A 21,317-nucleotide genomic window follows, 5' to 3' on the forward strand; every position below is an offset into this window, starting at 1 on the left:
GCATGGCTGCCAAGGACCCTGGACAGCCCTGAGGCTACACGCCACGCCTGTGAACAGCAATGGGCGCCCCCCCATGGCAGGAGGGCAGGGGTGAAGAGACCCCCCCGTGGCTCTGTGGTGGCTGTTGCGACCACTGTCAGTGGACATGTCTAAAAAGCGTTTATCCAAGCTTATATGCTACCCGGGTATGCACCATGGATGCTTAAGAAGGAGGGCCTGCCCCCCCCGGGGCAGAGGTATGGCAGGAAGTTCATAATCTACGCGGACCTCGGCATTCCCGATGTTGATATTGAGAGGTACAGGCTCAGAGTCAACGGTCTGGTGGAGAGGGAGCTGGAGTTCACCTACGATGAGCTCAAGCAGAAGGCAACCATGGAGTACGTCAGGGACTTCCACTGCGTGACCAGGTGGAGCATAAAGGACGTGAGGTGGAAGGGAGTCCCGATGCTCGATATAATCAGGGAAGCTGGCGTGAAGGGAGAAGCGAAATGGGTAATGTTCCACTGCATAGACGGATACACCGCGCCTGTGCCCATGGAGTACGTAACTGACGGCCAGGCTATGGTCGCCCTTTACATGAATGGCGAGCCCCTGAGCCTTGAACAGGGCTTCCCGGCAAGGCCATTTATGCCCAACCTGTACGGCTGGAAGAGTGCAAAGTGGCTCAACGGGATAGAGTTCATAGCGGACTACGAAGACGGGTACTGGGAGGAGCGCGGCTACCACGAGGTGGGTGATGTGAACAGGGAGGAGAGGTTCAAGGACTTCAGCGCCAGCAGGCAGAAGAAGAGGCCGGTACTGTGAGCAGTGTGATGGCCTGGGGGGGGAGATATAAGTTTTCCTTAGTAAATATTAATAACGTTTATTTATAACCAGGCCCTGAGATAGCAGGATGCTGGCCTTCGTCTACTTTATACCAGTCATAGGCATAGTCACAACCATCATAGTCTATCTGCTGATCGACAGGGGGGCCGGGGAATACATAGGGAACCTGACTGCAAGGGTGGAATACATAAACAACATAGCATACCTTGAGTTCATCAAAGACCTGCTGGAGTTTCTCAAGGAGGGTGAGATCGGCACCATCCTCGGCGCGCTGGAGAGTGAGGATGACCCGAAGAAGGCGGAGTCGACCATATTCGGGAAGTATGAGGAGATAATGAAGCAGGTGGCCCCCCCGATAAGGAGGTCTCTGAACAAGATCGAGGAGACGAACAGCCAGCTCTCCAAGATAAAGACGGAGATCTCACTACTGCCTGTGCTTACCGTTATCTACGGGGGGGGTGGGACATCCATAGTCATGGGCATAATCATATGGATAATGCGCGCCCAGAGCACCCATGTCGGCAACCTGATCCTCCAGTATTTCCTTGGGTCAACTGTTGTATTCGCAATATTCATAACAGTCATATGGGCAGACGCACTTAAAAATGAGAGGCACATTCAGTTCACGCTGGATATAGATAAGTGAATCAGAAGGGATTCCTCTTTGAACCGAATATGCCGTATTTTTCAAGCAGTTCCAGGACCTGCAGGCCCTTTGAGGTTGGCCTGTAGTAGGCGTGCCCTTCGGATTCCACGACTTCGACGAGGTTCTTCTCTATCAGGTCATCCAGTATATCCTTTGCTATCCTGTAGTTGAGATTCGCCTTGTATATGAGTCTGGTGATCTTGGCCCCCCCATCTTGCTCTTCCTTCGCTATTCTCAGTATATCCATGATTATCTCGCTTCTGTCTCTATTCTTTTTAGTGGAAAGAGAGCGAGCCATGAAAAAGATAACTGCTGTATATAGATAATTTTTACCTACATACATAAGCGACAAATCCTGTCTGACAAATATAGGCAATCACCGGAAAACTTGCCAAAATGCAGGGTTTTTTACACATCCGTGGTGTGCACTGCTGTCTCTGCTGCCGTTACACCACTGGCACTGCGCTGGAACAGCCTGTGGATCAGTATTCAGTAATTATTTTTCATAATGTATTATCGGTAACTACGTATGACTTGAAACATTGGTCAGGATGAGGGTATCTGTTGCTTGCAGCCAGTTCCCTCCCACTAGGAGCGGGTACGCCAGGGTTGCCTACGAGACGGACATGGGCCTGGAGAGGCTCGGCTACGATGTTTCAGTTGTTACAGAGAACTCCGGGTGCCGGAGGATCTGGAACCTCCCATACCTGGATGGAGAAGGGAGGGAGATAATAAGGAAGAGCGACGTGGTGGTGGTCATAGGCCCCTCTCCGCCTTTCACGGAGCAGGTCTGCAGGTATGCCGCATCTCACGGGATACCTGTGATATACATCACCAACGCCTTCGTAGGCCTTGCCTCTTACCTCGACAATGTCCTCTTCAGGCACTTGATGCCATTTACGAGAGGCTGTTCTACCGCAGGATGCTGGAGAGGTGCAGGATAGTCTTTGCCCAGACCTCCAGCTTCGCCAGGCACCTGGGCCTGAAGAGGACGGTTTACGTATGCCCTTTCGGCATAAGGTCACTGCCGAAGCCCCCCTGCGATGAGGAGGGAGAAGAGAGCCCTGTTCGTCGGACAGTTCAGGGACTACAAGGGCATAAAGGTACTGCTGAGGCTGCCAGGGAGATGAAGAGGTCGGGCACTGTGGTCCCCATAGACATAGCCGGCTCCGGCCCAAGGCTCGAGTGGATGCTAAAATATATAGCAAGGAACTCCCTTGACTTCGTAAGGGTGCACGTGTCGCCCGATGATGAGGAGCTGGCCGCCCTGTACGCCCTTGACTCAGTTTTCGTTCTCCCGAGCGTGAGCGCCGAGAGCTTCGGCTTCGTAGTCGTCGAATCGGCAAGCATGGGCATGAAGGTCGTGACCTCAGACCTGCCTGGCCTTGAAGAGGTGTGCAGGAAGGTTGGAGGTACGGTGGTGAGGAGGAGGGATCCGAAGGCACTGGCCTCCGCCATACTCAGGGCCGTTAACGACCACGTGCCCACTGTGGTTGACATTTCGGAGTTCTCATGGGAGAGGAACATCCAGGTGCTGAGCAACGCCATAACAGCGGTGGCCAGGGAGATGGGCAGGGAGGTGGAGAATGTACCAGTTTCAAACCCAGAGTGAGGGAGTGCACATAAAGCTCCAGAGGGGGGGCAGATACACTCCCCCCCTTATCGCCTCGGTCACCATATACGTGGCCCTGGCAGCACTCTCCTACGTCTTCGTCGGCGACCGCTCTCCCAGACCGCTCTCCCCCCCACTGACAACGGTTGTGGACTGGGCCTCATGGTATTCGGTGATCGTTGCTTTCCCGATACTAACGGCCCTCTCGACCCTGCCTTTCGTGGGGAACCGGAGCGCATACATCATAGTGCCCGTGGCCCTGATAACCCCCCCTACCTACCTTGTTCTGTACTCCTTCTTCCTCGTTTACGGGCTACCGCCCCTGGGTCTCCTCCTGTTCGTGATACCGCTGGCGGCACTGGTGCCCGCCTTCATAATACTCTCCGTTTACGCCGTGCCACTCATAATGGCACTCACAGCGTCCGCCAACGTTGAGAGGTCAGAGGTTGGAATGAGGAGGATGCCGTCCTGGTTCTACTTCACCATTATAGGGGGGGTGGCAGTGGGCCTCACGATCATAGACATTGTATCGAGGTACCTGGCACTGGGGGGGAAGGATCCAAGTTCCCTGATCTCGGTGGTATCTGATGTGGGCTGGGCCGCACAGGTCGGCGCCAGGGACCTGATCCACGGCATAAACCCATACGCTGCCAAGCTACCGCCCTGGGGAGGGCCAGCACCCCCCCTGAGCTACGGCCCATGGAGTTCGTCCTCCTGGCCCCCCCGTTCGCACCCCCCCTGTCCATAGATGCAGGGGGCGCACGTTGCCTCCTTCTTCTACGCCTTCCTGACAGCGCTTGGCGTGTTCATGACTGTCAGGCTGTACAGGAAGGACCTTGCGCTCCCCCCCGCGGTGGCCTTCTTCGTAGCACTGCCTGTCACATACTACGTCATAGAGGCCGCGTTCACCCAGCACATAATAGCAGCAGCACTGCTGGCCTGGACGGTGTACTTTTACCTCTCAGGGAGGACGAGGCTCTCGGGCCTCTTCATGGGCCTTGCTGGCCTGACAATAGGCATACCGTTTGCTCTGGTCATTCCCTTCTTCTTCGGTGCAGGGAAGAGCGAGAGGCTGCGGCTCCTAGAGGGCTATGTGCCTGTGGTGCTTGCCCTTGCGGGCGGAGTTTTCCTGATGTTCGGGAACCATGCACTCAGTTCCATAAACGCCTTCACGGGAGTGATAAACTTCTACGGCCTCTCGCAGTACCTGACGGCCTACGCGAACAGCATCCTGAAGTGGATCCCGACGGCAGCGATATTCGTGTGGTTCGTGGCTGCGTCCGTCAAGGTGAGGGCCAGGGAGGAGGCGGTGAAGGTGTCCGCCATATTCACGCTCCTCCTCCCGTTTGCCGTGGGCTACTTCTACCCGTTCTTCTTCATCTGGCAGGGCCTTCTCCTGATAATATATATGTTCATGAGGATGGAGGTAGGTGAACCTTGGAAATCAACATATTCAGCAGGAAGTCAATAAAGTCGCTCAAGACAAGGATCTTCACTCTCGCCTTCGGCTCAACCGGAAGGGCCGTGGCAACCTTCACAGTGATAGCGATAGTCGTGACCATGGGTATACTTGGGGGCTCAGGCAAGCTTCTCCAACCTGTGCCGTCAGCCGGCCCGTTCGTCGGTGATGCCACGTACCACGTCATGGTTACGCCAGCCGCCATACCTGTGGGCCACACTACGACGATAATAGCAAGCGTTGATGCATTCATAGCGAACACAGTCCTGGACGTGGAGGTCACCGTGGTAGGCCCACACGGCTCAGGCATCCTTGGAATCGAAAATACGACCATAAGTACTGATTCTCACGGTAACGGCTACGTGATGCTTGCCTACCCGGGTTCATTTAAGCCATCAGCATCCACTAATGCCGTTGGAACCTATTTGGTGTCCGCTACCTTCACATACGGCTACACGACAGCCTACGCGTATTCCCACTTCGTGGTCTTCAAGAACGCAGTATTCGCCGCCCCGCAGCTCTATATAACTCCAGGTTTTGGCCCGGTTGGCACCACCGTGGATGTCTACGGTTACCACTTCGCCCCCCCTGACGCTAATATCACCCTATACTATGACGGTATCGCGGTCTCGAATGGTTCAGTCCCAAAGACAAACGCCACTGGCTTTTTCTCCCTCACGTTCACCGTGCCCACGTCCACGGGCCTCAACAAGGTAACAGCAGTCGACCAGTACAACAACACAGCACCGCGTACTTCGAGGTCCAGCCATCCTCACAGCCAGGGCCGCTAGAGAGCACAGCCACACAGGCCCTTGTGATCAACGGTTCCGCCATAGCGAACTTCACTCAGACCATTGGAATGGAGGTACTGATCACAGGCTCGAACCTGAGCAATGGCACGAGCATAGGCATAATAGGCTCCATATACAGCGAGATGCCCCCCCTAAACGTGGTCAAACCTAAGACAAGTGACAGCCTCTTCTACGACGTGAAGGTGCTCAACGTGTCTAGCGGCAACGCTACCGTTTCGATCACCGAGAGCTTCGTGAAGACGGAGCACATGAACACCATGGAGTACTGGAACGGGACGGCATGGGTCCAGGCCTCCTCAATCGTCGTGGTCAACGACACCATACAGGGAGTGATACCTGTAAAGGAACTCCAGAAGACACCCATAGTCATAGTACATAGCACCGCCGTCGCACCTTGTCGTCTACCTGGTCGTGGGCCTTGTTGTTGTGGCGGTTGCCATAATACTGCCACTCATAATACTGAGACGCAGGAGGCTGCCGCCACAGCCACCGCAGGAGGGTGAACAGAGGGAACAGGCAGGGAACCAGTGATACTGCCATGTAACTGACTACACACCTTAATTTTCCTGGGCCATCCCCCTTGTTTTCCCTCCAACACAGGCCCAGAATTCAAAATACCCTACCTTTTGGAGAATGCAGTGGTGATCGGCCTGTACCCCCCCCTGAAATCAGTTACCGGAGAACCGCTGACCCTCCCGCACGCCACCCATGGATTCGTAACAGACAGGCCCCCCCACACCGATGGCTATACGCTTTCAACCTGCAGATGTGTGCCACTTGGCAAATTCAAGGTACCGAGGGAGGCGCGCTGGGAATGACACGCACCGGCACGGCCAACCACTGTTCTCCACAAGCACTGTGCCAGGGCCGGTAAGTTTGTTACCCTTCACTTTGGCCGTATAACTTTTCTGAAACTTGTATACGTAATATTGTTTCATTATCATTTATTCCAGTCTTGCAATTTATAATGGCCTAAAAGGCAGGGGGGGAGATGATGAATCGCAAAGGATGGCTAGCGTTGGCCATAGTGCTGGCGATGGCTCTGTCTGTCGCTGTTCCACTTGGCCTAGGGAGTACAAGTGCCGGGACAGATTCCGCCTTACACACACAGCAAGCAGCGAGTGTTGTTTCTCCTTCCGTGCAGGCGCCACCTTCTGTTGCAGCGAATTCTCTGCTCGCTAAACTGGAAAAGAGCGGCGTTAACCCAAGTATGTCTACCTTCCGAACCTGAACCACGATGAAAAGATGGTCAACGGGGGGGTCGTAACACCCCCCCTCTACAAGGCCGCGCCTGCGCCCATGGGTATCGGTGACATAGGCGTCATGATGGAGAACGGCCACCTGGTGGCATACAATCTGACGACGCCCAGCATCGCCGGATCAGCCAGCTTCAGCTCTCTCTACACAGTGAACATGCCCAGCAGTTCCACAACCGGCCTCACAGTGCAGCTGAACGCTGTCATAAAGAACGTGACGCTGTTCAACGTCACAGGCTATTCCTACTGGACACAGAACGTGATATTCTACAACGCCAGGATACACGAGATGCAGTTTGTCCTGAACATATGGAACTTCTCCACCCCCACCTTCGCGTTCCCGCCGAACGGCATACTGAGTGGCAGGGGGGGACAGGTCTACTCTGACGAGGTCTACATAACGATCGGGCCCACGATAACCATAGCCCCCACCCTTCTCCGTGGAGCTGTACCTGAACTCAACAGTCATCGACAATGAGAGCACAGTGTTCTTCAACTACACCGTGACACACAACGGTGTGAGCATGTCCGGGTCCTACGATGAGGTCATGTTCAACTCAACCGGCGGCATGGGTGTGATGCCTCCAATGCCCACGCCTGCACCCTACTACCTCATATCCGGCAACACCATAACGCCAACAGGTTCCTGCTCTACGACGCCGAGATCATGATAGGTGGCCCCCCCGGTGGCGGTTCAACGACCACGGCATACCAGCTGAACGGCACAATGAACCTTTACTACATGAACACAACAACGATGTCCTACCAGAGCGTCCCGAGTGCCTATGACTTCGGGACCGACACGGGCGAGACCTCTGAGGGCGTGAACGTCTACTGGCACGGCACAACTGCCTACCTGGGCGTTGGGCCCTCGCTGCTCTACGGCATGTGGGGTCTCAACGACGCGAGCCTGCACACCTTCAGTGGGCAGATAACGCCGCCCAACACGTTCATGTTCGTGAACACAGGCAGCACGTTCAACGAGACGTCAGCGGCCTACGTCCCGCTCACTGTCAACGGAGACTACAGGTTCACAGTGCCGAGCACGGAGATAACAGGCCAGCTCCTCCTCTCAGACTACACCCCCCCGGTGAACTTCACAGTACAGTCGATGACAACACAGTCAGTGCAGTTCAGTACACAGCTCACGATGAACATGTCCGCTGGCATATACACGCCACTCATAGCGATGACGAACTCACAGCTGAAGTACATATCGATATCCGGTAACGGCACGCTGAGCAACCCGTACGTGCTGTTCAACAACCCGATGTACATGGTGGGTACCACACCGTACACAGTCATCGACCCGATATTCGGAGAGAGCAATGACTACTTGTTCCCCCCCGTGTTCCCGGGAGTGTTCCTATGGGGCACAACTGACTACGTCGACATGAACATGATGCCTGTAATGCTGCTGAACTACAGCCTGGTCAATGTACCCATAACTACGCAGATGAACTACCAGTTCTTCATGGCCTCAAACTTCACCCTCTACGACTCGATGGCCAACGGCCTGTTCCTCGACAGCTTCGTGCCCTTCAGCATATACGGCGAGAACGTCACGCACGCACTCTTTGATTCGAACTACATATACACGAGTGGAGTACTGTTCTACAACCCTGACCCGTACGCAAGCGGTGGCCTGTACCTGCTCAACTCCACCGACAACGTCATATGGCACAACGTGTTCCTGCCGTTCTCAGGCCTTGTGGGCCTCTGGCTGCTCTCCTCCGGCAACCTGATCTACAACAACGGCTTCCTGTCATACTTCACCGCAATTAACCCCCCCGCACCCTACATGAACACCTGGAACGTGACGCTAGAGCCCGCATCGGCAGTGATGGTGTTCAACGGCTACACCCTCACCGGAACATAGACGGGTATGGCCTCCAGGGAGGCAACTGGTGGTGGAACTACAACGGGACTGTGCCGTACAACGACAATGGCCTGATAGCAATAGGCGGTGACTACTACCCGACGAACGCGATGCTCGAACTCTCCACGCTGAACGCCTTCCCTGGCCAGCTGATCCAGTTCACAGAGTGGACGAACATATCCATGAACGCTCCGCAGGCGAGGTTCCTCAACGCCATAGTGCTGTTCAACGGCGTCCCGCTCACCACAGCCCTGGTCACGGTGCACGGCAACGAGGCCATGGGGGGGTACATAACCATGCCTAACGACCAGCCAGGGACCACGTTCAACGTCTCCGTGATCCTCGAGTACGGGCCGCAGATGTACGCGCTTCCGACCTTCATACTGCACCTCACCCTCGTCCCAGGCAACGGAGCCCTCATAACGTCAATGAACGGCAGCGACTCGGTTGAGATCAGCACACTGCTCGGACAGGTCAACGCGACGCTGAGCGAGCTGAACGCCAGGATCATAGGCCTATCGGAGCAGGAAAACGGCACCTACGTGCTCCTCCAGACTGACTTCGGCATAATGAAGGCAGACTACACTGCGCTGCAGGCAAGGATATCTGGCATAGAGGGCAACATAGCCACCATACAGACTGCACTGGGCAACACCACAGCAACCCTGTCGCAGCTCTCGGCCAGCATACAGAGCATAAATGGCCAGGTGGTGACGCTGCAGACAGCCCTCGGGCAGGTGCAGACTGGCCTGGCTTCCCTGAACACCCAGATAACTGCAGTGAGCAACAATGAGGTGCTGATAAAGACGAGCATAGGCACCATGATGGGTCAGATATCGAGCATAAACGGGCAGCTCGCGGAGATCCACACGCAGTATGGAAACATAACTGCGGAGCTGAACCAGATCAGTGGCTACCACGCACCCGCTGGCTCCATAGTGCCTCTCGGCTACCTGGTGATAGGCCTGATAGCAGTGGTCGCTGTTGGTGTCGGTGCAAGCCTGGCTGTGAGGGTCAGGAAGAGGTGAGCAAACAGGGAACAGGCCAAGGATCTGTTGAGGGAAGAGAGTAAAATTATTACCTATTTCTTTTTCACACCCGTTTAATCTCTTTCAACATTTCATTTTCTGTGCACTCGATCTCAGTCGTAGTACCGGTGCTCAACGAAAGGGAGAACGTCTGCCCCCCCTCCTCAGGAGGATCGATTCGGTTGCGAAAGACGCCCCCCCTGTGGTCGAGGTCATCTTCGTGGACGGCGGAAGCACAGACGGGACCATTGAGGAAATAGAGAGGCAGAGCGGGAGGCACCTGTTCTCCGTGCGTACCGTAATGCAGAGGGCCAGGCTCGGCCTGGTGCACGCAGAGCTCCTCGGGGGGGCCAGGGAGGCAAGGGGGGGCGAATATGTCACGATACTCGACGGTGACCTCCAGCACCCGCCTGAATACATAGTGGATATGTCAAGGTACCTTGGCGCATACGATGTGATAGTTGCCTCAAGGTACGTGAAGGGAGGTGGCGCGAGGAGGGACCCGGTAAGGGGGGGCATAATAAGCCGCACAGCTGTGCTAATATGCCACACCATCCTGCCCGTGTCGAAGAGAATACGAGACCCGATATCCGGGTTCTTCACAGCAAGGAGGGAAATGTTCGCCGGCATAGACTTCATGCCCGGTTCATATGAAACCCTCCTGTACGTTCTGGCCTACAACCCACTGTGTACGGTTAAGGAAGTGCCGTACACATTCGTGGAGAGGGAGAGGGGGGGCTCTTCGAAGATCGTGGGCAGGGGGGGGCTGAGCTTCGTGAAGAACTACATGGGGGGGCAGAACCTGTTCCTCAGGAAGGCAAGCAGGAGGATAGCGACCGCAGTCCGGCAGCCTGACATTGCCCTGAAGTAATCCTTTTCCAGACTGTGGCCGAAGCGAAAAGGTACGTTCCAAGCGGTTAAAGGTGAGGTACGTGGAAGCCATGCGTTGGATCGGTCTGCCTTGGACAAATCACAGCTGGTCGTGTATTCAGTCAGCGTGGCATACTCCACAGCCCTCGTCCTATTACTGTATCCCTACATAGCAGGTGCGGACCCATCGCAGCTCGCCTACATACAGGGGGTTGTCTCATACGGTTTCAGGGTGACCCCCCCGCAGGACACCAGGCCCATAGACATAAGTTACCTCTTCTACCTTGCCCTGATACCCGTGTACTATGTGTGGCACTCGTACATCTTCATGCTCATCTTCCAGTTCATCTTCGTGACCATGGGGATAGTCCCCCCCTGAGCCTCCTTGCCTTCAGCCGGAACATGGGCACCAGGGAGGTGCTGGCCCTGGACCTCCTATACCTCACGACTATGACGGTCTTCACCTCAGACCTGACTGTGTTCAGCCTCAGCTACTTCTTCCCGACCCTGTTCCTGATATCCGTATACCTGAAGGGCCTCGGATACCCCCCCAGGTCTTCCATGCTCTTCCTGGCCGCATCGATGACAACTGGCACCATTCCTCTCATCGTAACAGCCATGTACTCCTATTACACTTACATCTACCGGTTCTACAGGCGCCTCCCCCCAGGGACTACTACCTGGTGGCGGTGATGTTCGCACTCTTCCTCCTCATGCTGACAGCCATATACTACAACTTCAACCTCCACTACATATTCAACGGTGCCTTCGGGCACAGCGACATAAACGCCTCCATACTGTACGTCACCGGCGGTGAGTTCCTCTCGGTCGGTGTGGCACTCACCATACTGGCCTCTATGGTGCTCTCGCCAAGGGGGGGAGCGGCCGTCCTGCTTGTCCCCATAGTCCTCTCCATAGTCTCACTGAGATCCGGTCTTTCCTATTACCTGTTCACGTCTGTACCAATCCTCCTCGGGCTCCTCTGCTCTGCAGCCCTCTCACTTGGCGGCAGGGGGGGAAGGGAAGGGGGGGGCGGTGGCGGTACTTTCATAAGTGTTTTTTCATAAATGTTTTAGATTGATTCCAATATAGCCCAGCATGAAGAAAGCGCTCATCACCGGAGTGTCCGGCCAGGACGGCTATTTCCTGACACAGTTCCTGATGGACAGGGGGGGTTATGAGGTCCACGGGACTGTGAGGAGGAACAGCAGGATGAGCCAGGGAACGCTTGAGAGGATGCCCAGGCAGTACAGGGAGAGGCTCCAGGTACACTACGGGGGGGACATAACTGACGGAACCTTCCTCAGCCTTCTCATAAAGGAGAACCAGTACGATGAGATATACCACCTCGCGGCCCAGAGCTTCGTGGCGTACAGCTTCCAGAACCCAGCGTCCACATACGACATCAACATAGGTGGCACACTGAACGTCGTGAACGCGATAAGGGACTATTCGCCTTCCAGCAGGCTTTACTTCGCTGCCACTTCAGAGATGTTCGGCCAGCCAAAAACTACCCCCCCGCAGAACGAGAACACCCCCCCGCTCTATCCCAGGAGCCCCTACGCGATATCGAAGCTCGCAGGCTTCTGGACGGTGAGGGTGTACAGGGAGGCCTATTCCCTCTACATGTGCAACGGCATACTCTTCAACCACGAGAGCGAGGTCAGGGGCCCCCCCGAATTCGTCACCATGAAGATAGCGAGGGCGGTGGCTAGGATAGCCAACGGTGACACAGAACCTCTCGTCCTGGGCAACCTGGATGCCAGGAAGGACTGGGGCTACGCGAAGGACTATGTGGAGGGCATGTGGATGATGCTCCAGAAGGAGAGGCCTGACGACTACGTGCTTGCCACGGGGGGGAGATACACACTGTCAGGGAGTTTGCCACTGAGGCCTTCGGTGTGGCCGGCATAGATGTGGAGTGGAGGGATTCCGGCCTGAACGAGGTGGGCATCGACAGGGACAGTGGGCAGGTGATAGTGCGGGTCAGCAGGGAGTTCTACAGGCCACTTGAATCCGACAATTACAGGGGGGACTATTCCAAGGCCCAGCAGTTGCTCGGCTGGAGGCCAAAGACAACCTTCAGGGAACTCGTAAGGATCATGGTGGAGAGCGAGATGAAGAGGTACGCGCAGGGAAAGGTCAGGGTAGACAGGGAAACCACGTGACTCTGGGGGGGCCGGAACCATGCCCTGAGGCCCGAGGTGTGCCACCGGCGATACTGGCACCTCAACCCCCCACCGGACATAGCCAACGCGCAGGGGGGGCACCCCGGGGGGGAGAATGGTCGGAAAATTTTTATATATAGACCCGCGATTAGCCGGGCACGTGGATTGGCGTCTCCACGGAAAATCGCCCTTTGAAGGGATGATGACGCCTACTGCATCGGTTATACCCACTACATTGCCCTGCTATTCCTGATAGCAGGAGGTGCCTCACTGGTCTTCGCCCCCCATGTATGCGTACATCCCAGACAGTCCGAGAGCTCTGTCAGCCTTCAGCACAATCGAAAACCAGGCAGCGATACTTTCAGCCTTCGGCCTTTACCTGCTCAGCACGGACACGATCCTGAGGCATTTGTCCTGACAGCCATTGTTCTCTTCTCGCTGGCCCATTCCCTGGGGAAGACAGGGCTCTTCCTCTCCCTGGGCTCAAATACAGGAGATGGAGAGGCAGCCAGTGAAGCTGACAGCCTGGCAACCCTTGGAGGGACACTGTCATTCCTGTCACCCTCAGGCCTCTTTCCCACACTGTGCGGCCTTGCAACATGGATGCTTCTTGAATCTTTCTTCATGGAGGCCTACGCCGGCGGCTATAAGGGGATTGTTGCAATGGTATCCGGGTCGGTCCTTGCCATATCGGAGGGTATGGCCACCGGTGCCATCTTCAAGGTACTCTCGTTCAGTGGAGTCTTCAGGAGGATCAGAGCAAGGCGACACGGCCTGGAGGGTGCCACCGTGCTGGCTACCGGCATACTCCTGGTCGTGCTCTTTGCCTTATCTACAGCATTCGTCCCGGAAACCTTCATCGGTGGCCTGCCACAGGTCCTTGTGGCGAGAGGCCTGATGATCGAGTCGAGTTCTCATCAGCTGACTTTGGCCTGCTGTCCCCAATTTACGTCCTCGCCCTGACTGTAGCATTCTCCTGCATTGCGGTTGTCTCGTTCCCCAGGACACGGGCCAGGGCCGTGGAGGTGTGGAACGGGGGGGCTCAGGGCCAACCGATGGGTTCTCTTCTTCGGCATTCGCCGGCAACGTCAGGCTCATGCTCAGGAGGATACTCAGGACGAGCGCAGAGCCCGGTGGCCCGTCCAGCAGCTTGGTTGACAGGCTTCTGACCATCATAGTATCATCGGTGAGGGCCTTCAGGAAGGCCTGCGGCTGGGTTTCATGGAACTTCATGAACAGTTCAATGGCCTACTACATAGCCTATGCGGCGGTCTCGTTCCTCCTGGTCATTGTGGTCGCCTCCCTGTTCTGAGAAAGCCGTGTTATGTCCTACCAGCAAGGTTAAAACGGGATTCCATAGCATTATCACTAAACAGGGAGGTTCACGAGAGACACCAGCGCTTGCGTGCGGTGTGGAAGAGGCTGTATGGCTACAATTTCCGGGCCCTGAGCGCCTCCCGCAGATCCTGTACCGGATATGGGCCCTGTGGAGGGATAATCGGCGGACCTGGTTAGTGGGTCACATTTTGATCATCACCCTGCTACCATGCCTGGAAGTCCGCCTCATGCAATGGCAGTGCCCAAGGGTTAAACCATTACCGGGCCCTCCCTCCTGAAAATGCCGTTGCGAAACATATCCATGTGTTCTATAACCCGCCTGTTGAATTCGTAACACCTTTCTATGTGGATCGCGTGGCCGGCACCCCCCCTGAAGACCAGGAACCTCGATCCAGGTATCATTTCGAATAGCCTTCTGCCGCTGGATTGTGGGACCAGCCTGTCGCTGTCCCCGTGAAATACAGTTGTGGGCACGCTTATACTGCCTATCTTCTGAGACAGATCTGTCTGCATTGACATTAGCTGGTTCAGGTAAGCATGTTGCGGCATCCTGAGCTCATACCGTAGCCTGCCGAAGTTCTCATACACGTCCCTGTTTGACTCTATCCAGTGCTCGCTGAACGCTATATTGACCTGCGTGGAAAGGAATGTGCCGTAATCATCGTACATCTTCATCACGCCCTCAATGTACCGGGCATCGATGCTCTGGGATGTCTCAAGCCTTGGCATTGTGGATACAAGTACCAGAGAATCAACCAGGTCGGGATACCTTAATGCAAGGCTCTGGGCGATCATGCCACCCATGGAGAAACCGAGCACGCTGGCAGAGGCTATGCCCTCACTCTCAAGGACTGAACGAACATCATCAGCGAATGCCTCCATGGTGTATGGTGCTTCGGGCTTATCGGACCTTCCCACACCCCCCCTGTTGTCTATGAGGACAAGCTTGTAGCGGTACGCCAGTTCGAGCTGAAAGTGCCAGGCAGTGAGGTCCCAGCTGAAGCCCTGTATCATGATCAGCGGTTCACCCTCACCTATGGATACGTAGTGTATCCTCGTCCCGTCAGAGGAGCGGCAGAACGGCATGGTACATAACATGCCTGTAGTCTATTAATACATTGCCGGTACGGTGGAAGACAGTTGGACTGGCCCTTTGCGTGGAGAGCCTTGGGAGCACCAGGTTCCTGCCAGTATCCTTGAAGACATAACCCTGCAGAGAAACAGTGTGTCAGACCAGGCTGGGTGTGAGAGCCACCGGAGGGATTTGAACCCCCCGACCTGCTGATTACGAATCAGCTGCTCTACCTGCTAAGCTACGGTGGCATGGCAGGGATCCTCATCTCCCCCCCTGAATCCACAGCCCTGTTGCCGTGGGATAGTTCAAGATTCACAAAAACATTTCTCTTCAGTAACATATACGATCCAAAGCGCACAGCAGACCGGGAATGCTGTGGAGGACATAGCCCTGATTCCGCGTCAACCATAACTGGATACCTGTGCATTTATGCCCCCCCACCATGCTAGGTGGATCCGGAGACCTTAACTGATGCAAGGACACTAAATTCATCGATTAATTCTAGTGAATATTATTTATTACGTATTTTATTAAGATGCATATTAACATCTTCATTTATATACAAGGATGCAATTTTTCACTGGATGGATGGCATTTCCGAAGCGCAGACACTGAAGAGAGGAGCAGCCGGGTTCTACTCCCTCCTCGGCCAGTCGATAGCGATGATAGCCCCCCCACTGGGTGCGGTCGCCGCAACGCTCACAGGAGCGGCCCAGTTTGCCAGGGGATCACTACCCCCCCTCGCCTACATCATATCCATATTCGGCGTGCTCGTGTGGATCAACACACCTTACCAGTTCTCCTCAAAGATAAACGGTGCTGGCGGCTTTTACACCTTCAACGCGAGAGGGGGTTGGGCCGAGGTACGGCCTGGTCATAGGCTACATGATGTGGTTCTCTTACTTCATGGTGATAACCAACTCCATCCTCTTCACCTCAGGGGGGGTTTTCATTCCAGGGACGATAGCGTACTTCCTTCACATAAACATCGGGACATACACATGGATCCCGATAATGACGGCGTTCATTGCAATACTCACTGTGATAGCCTACCTGGGAATAAAGCCGTCCCTGGCTTACAGCTTCACGGCCTCAGCCATAGAGATAGCACTGCTCATAGTGACATCGGTGGTGATAATAGTGGAGCTAGGCCCAAGGAACTCGGTTGCGCCTTTCACCCCCCCCGCCCCCCCTGCAGGAGGTTTCGCCCCCCCGTGGCAGTAGGCATGGTCCTTGCCATATTCTCCATGTCTGGCTCATCCGCCGTTGTCACGCTAGGGGGGAAGAGGCACAGCAGCCCAGGAGGAACATAAGGAGGGCCCTCCTCATAAGCTTCCTCATAACAGGCGTTGTGTTCGTCCTCACGTCCTACGCACTGACCGTGGGGGGGTGGGGGGGCATATCGAAGATGTCAAAGTTCTACCAGTCCAGCGTGCCTGGCCTCATCGTCGCTGACAGGTTCCTTGGCCTGCCCTTCACTGTTGTCCTCTTCGCCTTCATCGTGAACAGCCTCTTTGCGGGCTCCCTGGCCCCCCCACTCAACACAAGCTCGAGGATGCTCTTCTCCATGAGCAGGGATGGCCTTGGGCCCTCGGTGTTCGCCAGGGTCCACCCGGTACACAAGACACCCTACGTCTCCATAATAACACTGGCAGCGGTGGGCTACATTGTATCCCTTGTCACTGGCCTCATCATGGGGCCCAGCAACGGCTTCCTATACCTGATCAGTGCATCTTCCGTTGCACTGTTCATAGGCCACATACTGAGCAACGTTGGCCTCGGTATCACGTTCAGGAAGGCAGGAGAGATGAGCCTGGCCAAGCATGTCATACTGCCAGCCATAGCCACAGCCATCCTGCTCGTCGCCATGTTCTACAGCCTCTATCCTCCCGTGTTCCCTGTGGACTATTCGATAATAACTGCGGTCGTCTTCATAGCCATATCGACTGTGGCAATAGCCATATATGCCAGGAACCACCAGGACAGGATCAGGAGGGCCGGACTCACGGACGTGCTTGTCCAGGAACAGATTTACGGGGGGGAGAAGTGAGCGCGGGCCATGGCCCTTGACCCCCCCACCTGACATTGGATGCTGACAGGTTGTTGCCATGGCCATTCGGCAGGATGCACAGGCAGGTGGCTGCAGGCCATGCACCACCCTTGCAGCCCGGCCGTGATCCTCCCTGCCCCCCCGCAGTGTAAAGCTGGGAGGCAGGGAAGCCCCCCCGTGGCACCGGCCCCCCCGGAAGACTATTATGTGGCGTGACAATGACACTCCGTGGAGTACGTAAAGTTTGACAGCCTGCGGGTCACCAGGCCACTCGGCATAATCACAATCCTCTCCTCAATGGGCGTCCTCATGGACGGTTATGCCCTGTCCATATTTTCCACAGCATACATATACTTGAAGCACACCATACTCTCGGCAGCCATACTGGTCTCCCTGGCTCGTCCGCCATATACATCGGCATGCTCCTGGGCAGCCTTGTCTTCGGGAACCTGTCGGACAGGTACGGAAGGAAGACCATCTACACCTACGACCTGGCACTCACTGCGGTCTTCCTGCTCCTCACAGGGCTATCGCATAACTTCTATGAGTTCTTCGCGTTCCAGGCACTTGCCGGCGTGGGTATAGGCGCAGACTACCCCATAAGCTCCTCCATACAGGCAGAGTTCTCGCCACTGAGATCCAGGGGGGGCAGGTTCCTTGTCTTCAACATATTCTCATGGACCATAGGCTCCATCATATTCTATGCCATCTCGATACCGATAGTGCTGTTCACGGGCAGCCTGGCGTGGCGGGTGATGTACTTCACCGGTGCGTGATACCTGTCCTGGTGATCCTGAGCCGCAGGGGGCATACCTGAGAGCCCTTACTGGCTCGAGGGGGGGGCGGGCGAGGAGGAAAAGGCGAGGGAGGTCGTCAGGGACTTTGGCAAGTACGCGGGCGTGGAGAACGTGAAGCCGCCAGAGGTGGACAGGAACATCGGTGTCGGTTCCCTCAGGAACATGACGCTCCTCGTGCTCTTCACATCACTGGCATGGTTCTGTTACGATGTATCGAGCTACGGGGGGGTCTGGAACTACACGCCTTCAATATTCATATCATCAAGCGGCACTTATGTTTCGAGCATCGTGGGCACACTCCTTGAAGAGATTCCGGTCATCGCCGGCACCTGGTGTGCCTTGCGCTCATCGAGAGGGTGGGAAGGAGGAGGCTCGAGTACACAGGCTTCCTCCTCGCTGGGGGGGTCTCCCTCCTCGCCTTTGCACTCACGAGCCTGAGGACGGGCATACCATTCCTGGCCACGTTCTTTGCGTTCGCCCTCATGCACCTGTTCCACAACATTGGGCCCACGAACATAACGTACCTATACCCTGCGGAGTTATTCCCTACCAGGTCCAGGGGCACAGGCATGGGCCTGGCAACCTCGGCCTCAAGGGTCGGGGGGGCAATACTCGGAGTCTTTGCCTTTCCCCTCCTGACATCTTCCCTCAACATCTCCTATGGCCTCCTCTTCTTCGCGGTCTTTGAGTTCATAGGCTTCGGGGGGGTAACGTTCGCCCTGGCCCCGGAGACCAGGGGGGGGAGGCCCCTGGCCTGACGGAGGTTAAAACGGATCTCCGAAAGAATTTATTTAACAACGTGGTATGGGACTCACATGGCAATGACAACAGTACAGAAGCTGGTGATGGTGCTGGTTGGCATCATCCTGGTAATAGTTGGCGCTTACATAGGTTGGGTTGATTTCTTCGTTCCGGTGGGCCACCTGGTGGCTGGAAGGGTAGACTACCTAATAGTCTTCTTCGTCCTTGTACTCATAGGCATAATACTCCTGGCAGTGGTCGGGGGGGGCACGTTCAGGAGGAGGGAACAGAAACAGAATTGAAAATTCTCCTTTTCAGACCAGCCTCGGTATCACCTTCTCAATCACGTACTGCATTGTCTTCGTCTCATGTTCGTACATCTTCTTCCATGCTCCCTCCGAGTCCCTCTCCTTCAGGCTCTGGAATATCTCCGTGTGTTCCTTCAGCTCGTCGTTCATCCTGTCAAGGCTTGTGAACAGGCTCACCCTAACGACCCTCAGCTTGAGCCTTATGTCGTTGGCATACTTCTCCACGTACCTGTTGCCACTGCCGGCGGCGATGGTGGAGTGGAATCTGCTGGATACATCTGCAAGCACGTATGGCTCAGGGTTCTTGCTCTCGTTGAGCTTCCTCAGTTCATCAAGAACCGCAGCCAGGGCCCTGAGGTTGTCCTCCGTGGCGTTCTTGGCAAATAGCCTGGCAGCCTCCGCCTCCAGTATTACCCTTACCTGGTACATCTCCTTGATCTCCTCTGCGGACAGGAAGAGCACGGAGAATGAACGGCCGGTCCTGAACAGGAGGCCCTCGGTCTCCAGTGCGATCAGGGCCTCCCTGATCGGGGTCCTGCTCATTCCGAGCAGCTTTATCAGCTGCGTCTCCGTCAGGGTCTGGCCCATGTGGATTTCCCCCCCGTACACTATCTTGTTGATCAGGGACCTGTAGGCAACCTCAGAGAGGTTGTCCTTCTCACGCTGGGATTGTGCGTCCATATGATCCTCCGCCTAGAGATAAGTATTACACTAGATATAAACACTTGTTTATTATTTAACATTTGTCCAAAAATTGGTGTGGGGAGCCATTCCATATGACCTTTGCCCTGTTCTAAACTGCCTCCTCCTGGTCCTTAAAGATTCTTCCATCTCCCCCCCTCTCTTTATGAACAGTGGCATGACCAGGGCCTGCAGCACCGTGGCGAGCAGGACTATCGCGTACAGCCCGCCGCCTATCAGGCCCTTCTGGAGCGACAGGGTGGCTGCGACAACACCCACCGCACCCCCCCCTGCCACCCAGGATCCCAACAGTTGTCCTGGGCATGACCGAGTGGTTCACTTTCCTGGCTGTGAGGTAGTTGAGCAGGCCCCCCCCACGCCTGAAGAGAAGGCAAGGGCAACTGCCAGGTACATCATGAAGCTCACTGGTGGCCTCGTGGCCTGGAGGGCCGCTATGCTGAAGTAGAGGGGGATGAAGAAGCCGTTGTTGAACCTCCTGATTGTCCTTGTAAGTATCCCGTAGAACCTCTTCCCTATCATGTCTTCGCGTATTATCATGCCTGCAAAGAATGAGCCGAGGATGAAGGAGATGCCCAGCTGTGAGAATATCTCAGAGACCAGGAGGCCGAGGATTATGACGAACACCACTGCCACGTCCTCGCCCCCCCTCTCCTCTGACGTTATCCTGTCGAAGAAGTTGCTTATCCTCTCAGTGTTCCTCCTGAGCACCAGGTCCAGGAGGAAGAGGAGGATGAAGAACAGGAATATTATGAGGAGGAGGAACACTATCTGTATCCCGTTCCTCCCTATGGCACCTATCACTATGAATGTGGCCATGTCGGAGAGCACAACGCTCAGTAGAATGATCTGGCCGTCCGCGGTGTTCTGGTACCCTCCCTTCAGTATGAGCACGGATATGATGGATATTGACGGCACTCCAACGGAGACGGAGTATGCTATTGCCGTGTAGGTGCTGACGTGCATCAGCTCAGTTATGAAGAAGACCATGATCAGCACGGGCACAGCGAAGCTTGTGAAGGAAAAGAGCACCCCCCTTCCTCATGTGGGCCCTGAAGAGGTCGGTTGTGACCTCAACGCCTATGAGGAGAACTATGAAGAAGAGCGAGATGTCCTCGATCCCGCTCATGGCAGGGTCAGGTGTTATCAGGCCGAGGCCGAATGGACCGAGTATGAGGCCTGTGGCAAGTGCACCCACAACATCCGTTATATTGTACCTCTGCCCTGCCAGGCCTAGCACTATTGAGACGAATATGAGCAGGAGCAGCGAGGCAAAGATGTCCAGAAAACATCACCTTCCGGGTGCCGTTGCACAGTCCATTCTGCGGTACTCCTGAGACGCCAAACGGATAAATACTATTCTGATCATTCACAAATGTGCTCACCAGTTACCCTGATGCCTGGAACACGGCCATAGCCCTTGCACTGGCAATGGGATCGGTAAAGATTCCCAAGGATGAGTTCCCCCCCTGTGGCCCGGAAGAGAGTGGCATGTTTGAGAGGTCTGTTGGGGAGCCCCCCCACGGGCAGCGCTCCGACTGGAGGTGCTCCATACCGTCCTCCGGCATGGGCGCACACGTCAGGGATTTCGGCACATACTACGAAGTTCACATTGACAGGCACGATGCACTGAGGATGCCGGTCAGGCACTTCTTCCTGGACAGCAGGACGGGCAAGGCTGTCCTGGCAGCAGGGGGGGCCATCACTGCGCTGGCACTTGCGCTGAGGGAGAGGAAGAAAATGGGGGGGTGAAT

At 55.5% G+C, this 21,317-nt stretch carries 28 protein-coding genes, 1 tRNA gene and 3 pseudogenes; 24 read left to right on the top strand and 8 right to left on the bottom strand.

Annotated features, from left to right (window positions below):
- The first annotated feature begins 198 nt into the window (after nt 1–198).
- Both JCM13583_RS03545 and JCM13583_RS03550 read left to right on the top strand, forming a co-directional pair.
- The gene (locus JCM13583_RS03545; RefSeq protein ID WP_075056716.1) at nt 199–804 is read left to right on the top strand and encodes a sulfite oxidase-like oxidoreductase; all 606 of its coding nucleotides are present in this window, start codon (nt 199–201) and stop codon (nt 802–804) included.
- An 88-nt stretch (nt 805–892) separates the two neighbouring features.
- The gene (locus JCM13583_RS03550) at nt 893–1,471 is read left to right on the top strand and encodes a hypothetical protein (protein WP_075056717.1); all 579 of its coding nucleotides are present in this window, start codon (nt 893–895) and stop codon (nt 1,469–1,471) included.
- Between the two features lies 1 nt (nt 1,472).
- On the opposite strand, the gene JCM13583_RS03555 is transcribed toward JCM13583_RS03550, so the two are convergent.
- Nucleotides 1,473–1,769: a DUF4364 family protein gene (locus JCM13583_RS03555; RefSeq protein ID WP_075056718.1), complete on the bottom strand. Its 297-nt coding sequence runs from the start codon at nt 1,767–1,769 to the stop codon at nt 1,473–1,475.
- 253 nt (nt 1,770–2,022) lie between these two features.
- Between JCM13583_RS03555 and JCM13583_RS03560 the strand changes: the two genes are divergently transcribed.
- The 16 genes and pseudogenes from JCM13583_RS03560 (at nt 2,023) to JCM13583_RS03630 (ending at nt 12,555) form a co-directional block, all read left to right on the top strand.
- On the top strand, nt 2,023–2,415 hold the full coding sequence (locus JCM13583_RS03560) for a hypothetical protein (RefSeq protein ID WP_162509325.1): 393 nt from the start codon (nt 2,023–2,025) through the stop codon (nt 2,413–2,415).
- Nucleotides 2,394–3,083: a glycosyltransferase gene (locus tag JCM13583_RS03565; RefSeq protein WP_075056720.1), complete on the top strand. Its 690-nt coding sequence runs from the start codon at nt 2,394–2,396 to the stop codon at nt 3,081–3,083. The genes JCM13583_RS03560 and JCM13583_RS03565 overlap by 22 nt, the downstream gene beginning before the upstream one ends.
- Nucleotides 3,058–3,831 carry a hypothetical protein gene (locus JCM13583_RS03570; protein ID WP_162509326.1) on the top strand — a complete coding sequence of 258 codons (774 nt, stop codon included), beginning with the start codon at nt 3,058–3,060 and terminating at the stop codon, nt 3,829–3,831. Before JCM13583_RS03565 ends, JCM13583_RS03570 begins: the two co-directional genes overlap by 26 nt.
- Nucleotides 3,832–4,554 (top strand): hypothetical protein, encoded by a 723-nt coding sequence (locus tag JCM13583_RS03575; RefSeq protein WP_075056722.1) that lies wholly within the window; start codon nt 3,832–3,834, stop codon nt 4,552–4,554.
- The gene (locus JCM13583_RS03580; protein WP_075056723.1) at nt 4,521–5,333 is read left to right on the top strand and encodes a hypothetical protein; all 813 of its coding nucleotides are present in this window, start codon (nt 4,521–4,523) and stop codon (nt 5,331–5,333) included. The genes JCM13583_RS03575 and JCM13583_RS03580 overlap by 34 nt, the downstream gene beginning before the upstream one ends.
- 23 nt (nt 5,334–5,356) lie before the next feature.
- The gene (locus JCM13583_RS03585; protein ID WP_075056724.1) at nt 5,357–5,857 is read left to right on the top strand and encodes a hypothetical protein; all 501 of its coding nucleotides are present in this window, start codon (nt 5,357–5,359) and stop codon (nt 5,855–5,857) included.
- Between the two features lie 135 nt (nt 5,858–5,992).
- Nucleotides 5,993–6,172, top strand: a complete 180-nt coding sequence (locus tag JCM13583_RS13785; protein ID WP_171823412.1) for a hypothetical protein — start codon at nt 5,993–5,995, stop codon at nt 6,170–6,172.
- 427 nt (nt 6,173–6,599) lie between these two features.
- Nucleotides 6,600–7,088, top strand: coding sequence for a thermopsin family protease (locus tag JCM13583_RS03590; RefSeq protein WP_075056725.1), 489 nt, complete (start codon nt 6,600–6,602; stop codon nt 7,086–7,088).
- Complete coding sequence (locus tag JCM13583_RS03595) at nt 7,051–7,281, top strand: hypothetical protein (protein ID WP_075056726.1); 231 nt, start codon at nt 7,051–7,053, stop codon at nt 7,279–7,281. The genes JCM13583_RS03590 and JCM13583_RS03595 overlap by 38 nt, the downstream gene beginning before the upstream one ends.
- On the top strand, nt 7,278–8,489 hold the full coding sequence (locus JCM13583_RS03600; protein WP_075056727.1) for a thermopsin family protease: 1,212 nt from the start codon (nt 7,278–7,280) through the stop codon (nt 8,487–8,489). Before JCM13583_RS03595 ends, JCM13583_RS03600 begins: the two co-directional genes overlap by 4 nt.
- Before the next feature lie 50 nt (nt 8,490–8,539).
- Complete coding sequence (locus JCM13583_RS03605) at nt 8,540–9,517, top strand: hypothetical protein (protein WP_075056728.1); 978 nt, start codon at nt 8,540–8,542, stop codon at nt 9,515–9,517.
- 55 nt (nt 9,518–9,572) lie between these two features.
- Entirely contained in the window at nt 9,573–10,388 is an 816-nt protein-coding gene (locus tag JCM13583_RS03610) for a glycosyltransferase (RefSeq protein WP_162509327.1), read from the top strand.
- 90 nt (nt 10,389–10,478) lie between these two features.
- Complete coding sequence (locus tag JCM13583_RS03615) at nt 10,479–10,766, top strand: hypothetical protein (protein WP_075056730.1); 288 nt, start codon at nt 10,479–10,481, stop codon at nt 10,764–10,766.
- 23 nt (nt 10,767–10,789) lie between these two features.
- Complete coding sequence (locus tag JCM13583_RS03620) at nt 10,790–11,080, top strand: hypothetical protein (RefSeq protein ID WP_075056731.1); 291 nt, start codon at nt 10,790–10,792, stop codon at nt 11,078–11,080.
- Nucleotides 11,071–11,454: a hypothetical protein gene (locus JCM13583_RS03625; protein ID WP_075056732.1), complete on the top strand. Its 384-nt coding sequence runs from the start codon at nt 11,071–11,073 to the stop codon at nt 11,452–11,454. Before JCM13583_RS03620 ends, JCM13583_RS03625 begins: the two co-directional genes overlap by 10 nt.
- A gap of 31 nt (nt 11,455–11,485) precedes the next feature.
- A pseudogene (locus tag JCM13583_RS03630) lies at nt 11,486–12,555 on the top strand (GDP-mannose 4,6-dehydratase).
- Between the two features lie 383 nt (nt 12,556–12,938).
- On the opposite strand, the gene JCM13583_RS03635 reads toward JCM13583_RS03630, so the two are convergent.
- Complete coding sequence (locus JCM13583_RS03635) at nt 12,939–13,136, bottom strand: hypothetical protein (RefSeq protein ID WP_075056733.1); 198 nt, start codon at nt 13,134–13,136, stop codon at nt 12,939–12,941.
- 22 nt (nt 13,137–13,158) lie between these two features.
- Between JCM13583_RS03635 and JCM13583_RS03640 the strand changes: the two genes are divergently transcribed.
- Nucleotides 13,159–13,518, top strand: a complete 360-nt coding sequence (locus tag JCM13583_RS03640) for a hypothetical protein (RefSeq protein WP_075056734.1) — start codon at nt 13,159–13,161, stop codon at nt 13,516–13,518.
- 64 nt (nt 13,519–13,582) lie between these two features.
- Nucleotides 13,583–13,867 carry a hypothetical protein gene (locus tag JCM13583_RS03645; RefSeq protein WP_075056735.1) on the top strand — a complete coding sequence of 95 codons (285 nt, stop codon included), beginning with the start codon at nt 13,583–13,585 and terminating at the stop codon, nt 13,865–13,867.
- A gap of 275 nt (nt 13,868–14,142) precedes the next feature.
- On the opposite strand, the gene JCM13583_RS03650 is transcribed toward JCM13583_RS03645, so the two are convergent.
- Both JCM13583_RS03650 and JCM13583_RS03655 read right to left on the bottom strand, forming a co-directional pair.
- Nucleotides 14,143–14,979 (bottom strand): alpha/beta hydrolase, encoded by an 837-nt coding sequence (locus JCM13583_RS03650; RefSeq protein WP_075056736.1) that lies wholly within the window; start codon nt 14,977–14,979, stop codon nt 14,143–14,145.
- Nucleotides 14,980–15,142: 163 nt separating this feature from the next.
- Nucleotides 15,143–15,216, bottom strand: a tRNA-Thr gene (locus JCM13583_RS03655).
- Between the two features lie 336 nt (nt 15,217–15,552).
- On the opposite strand from JCM13583_RS03655, the pseudogene JCM13583_RS03660 reads away from it, so the two are divergent.
- From JCM13583_RS03660 to JCM13583_RS03670, 3 genes and pseudogenes are all read left to right on the top strand, one after another.
- A pseudogene (locus JCM13583_RS03660) lies at nt 15,553–17,018 on the top strand (APC family permease).
- 297 nt (nt 17,019–17,315) lie between these two features.
- Nucleotides 17,316–18,573 (top strand): annotated as a pseudogene (locus JCM13583_RS03665) (MFS transporter).
- 57 nt (nt 18,574–18,630) lie between these two features.
- Nucleotides 18,631–18,858 (top strand): hypothetical protein, encoded by a 228-nt coding sequence (locus JCM13583_RS03670; RefSeq protein WP_162509329.1) that lies wholly within the window; start codon nt 18,631–18,633, stop codon nt 18,856–18,858.
- A 12-nt stretch (nt 18,859–18,870) separates the two neighbouring features.
- On the opposite strand, the gene JCM13583_RS03675 is transcribed toward JCM13583_RS03670, so the two are convergent.
- From JCM13583_RS03675 to JCM13583_RS03690, 4 genes are read right to left on the bottom strand one after another with little or no spacing between them, the layout of a single operon-like run.
- Complete coding sequence (locus JCM13583_RS03675; protein ID WP_075056738.1) at nt 18,871–19,545, bottom strand: GntR family transcriptional regulator; 675 nt, start codon at nt 19,543–19,545, stop codon at nt 18,871–18,873.
- Between the two features lie 51 nt (nt 19,546–19,596).
- Nucleotides 19,597–19,824, bottom strand: coding sequence for a hypothetical protein (locus JCM13583_RS03680; RefSeq protein ID WP_162509330.1), 228 nt, complete (start codon nt 19,822–19,824; stop codon nt 19,597–19,599).
- A 57-nt stretch (nt 19,825–19,881) separates the two neighbouring features.
- Nucleotides 19,882–20,595 carry a cation:proton antiporter gene (locus JCM13583_RS03685; protein WP_171823413.1) on the bottom strand — a complete coding sequence of 238 codons (714 nt, stop codon included), beginning with the start codon at nt 20,593–20,595 and terminating at the stop codon, nt 19,882–19,884.
- Nucleotides 20,534–20,803 (bottom strand): cation:proton antiporter, encoded by a 270-nt coding sequence (locus JCM13583_RS03690; protein WP_075056741.1) that lies wholly within the window; start codon nt 20,801–20,803, stop codon nt 20,534–20,536. Before JCM13583_RS03690 ends, JCM13583_RS03685 begins: the two co-directional genes overlap by 62 nt.
- Before the next feature lie 137 nt (nt 20,804–20,940).
- Between JCM13583_RS03690 and JCM13583_RS03695 the strand changes: the two genes are divergently transcribed.
- On the top strand, nt 20,941–21,315 hold the full coding sequence (locus JCM13583_RS03695; protein ID WP_075056742.1) for a hypothetical protein: 375 nt from the start codon (nt 20,941–20,943) through the stop codon (nt 21,313–21,315).
- Nucleotides 21,316–21,317 lie beyond the last annotated feature (2 nt).

The organism is Thermogymnomonas acidicola JCM 13583, from assembly GCF_001316105.1.
GTDB classification, from domain to species: Archaea; Thermoplasmatota; Thermoplasmata; order Thermoplasmatales; family Thermoplasmataceae; genus Thermogymnomonas; species Thermogymnomonas acidicola.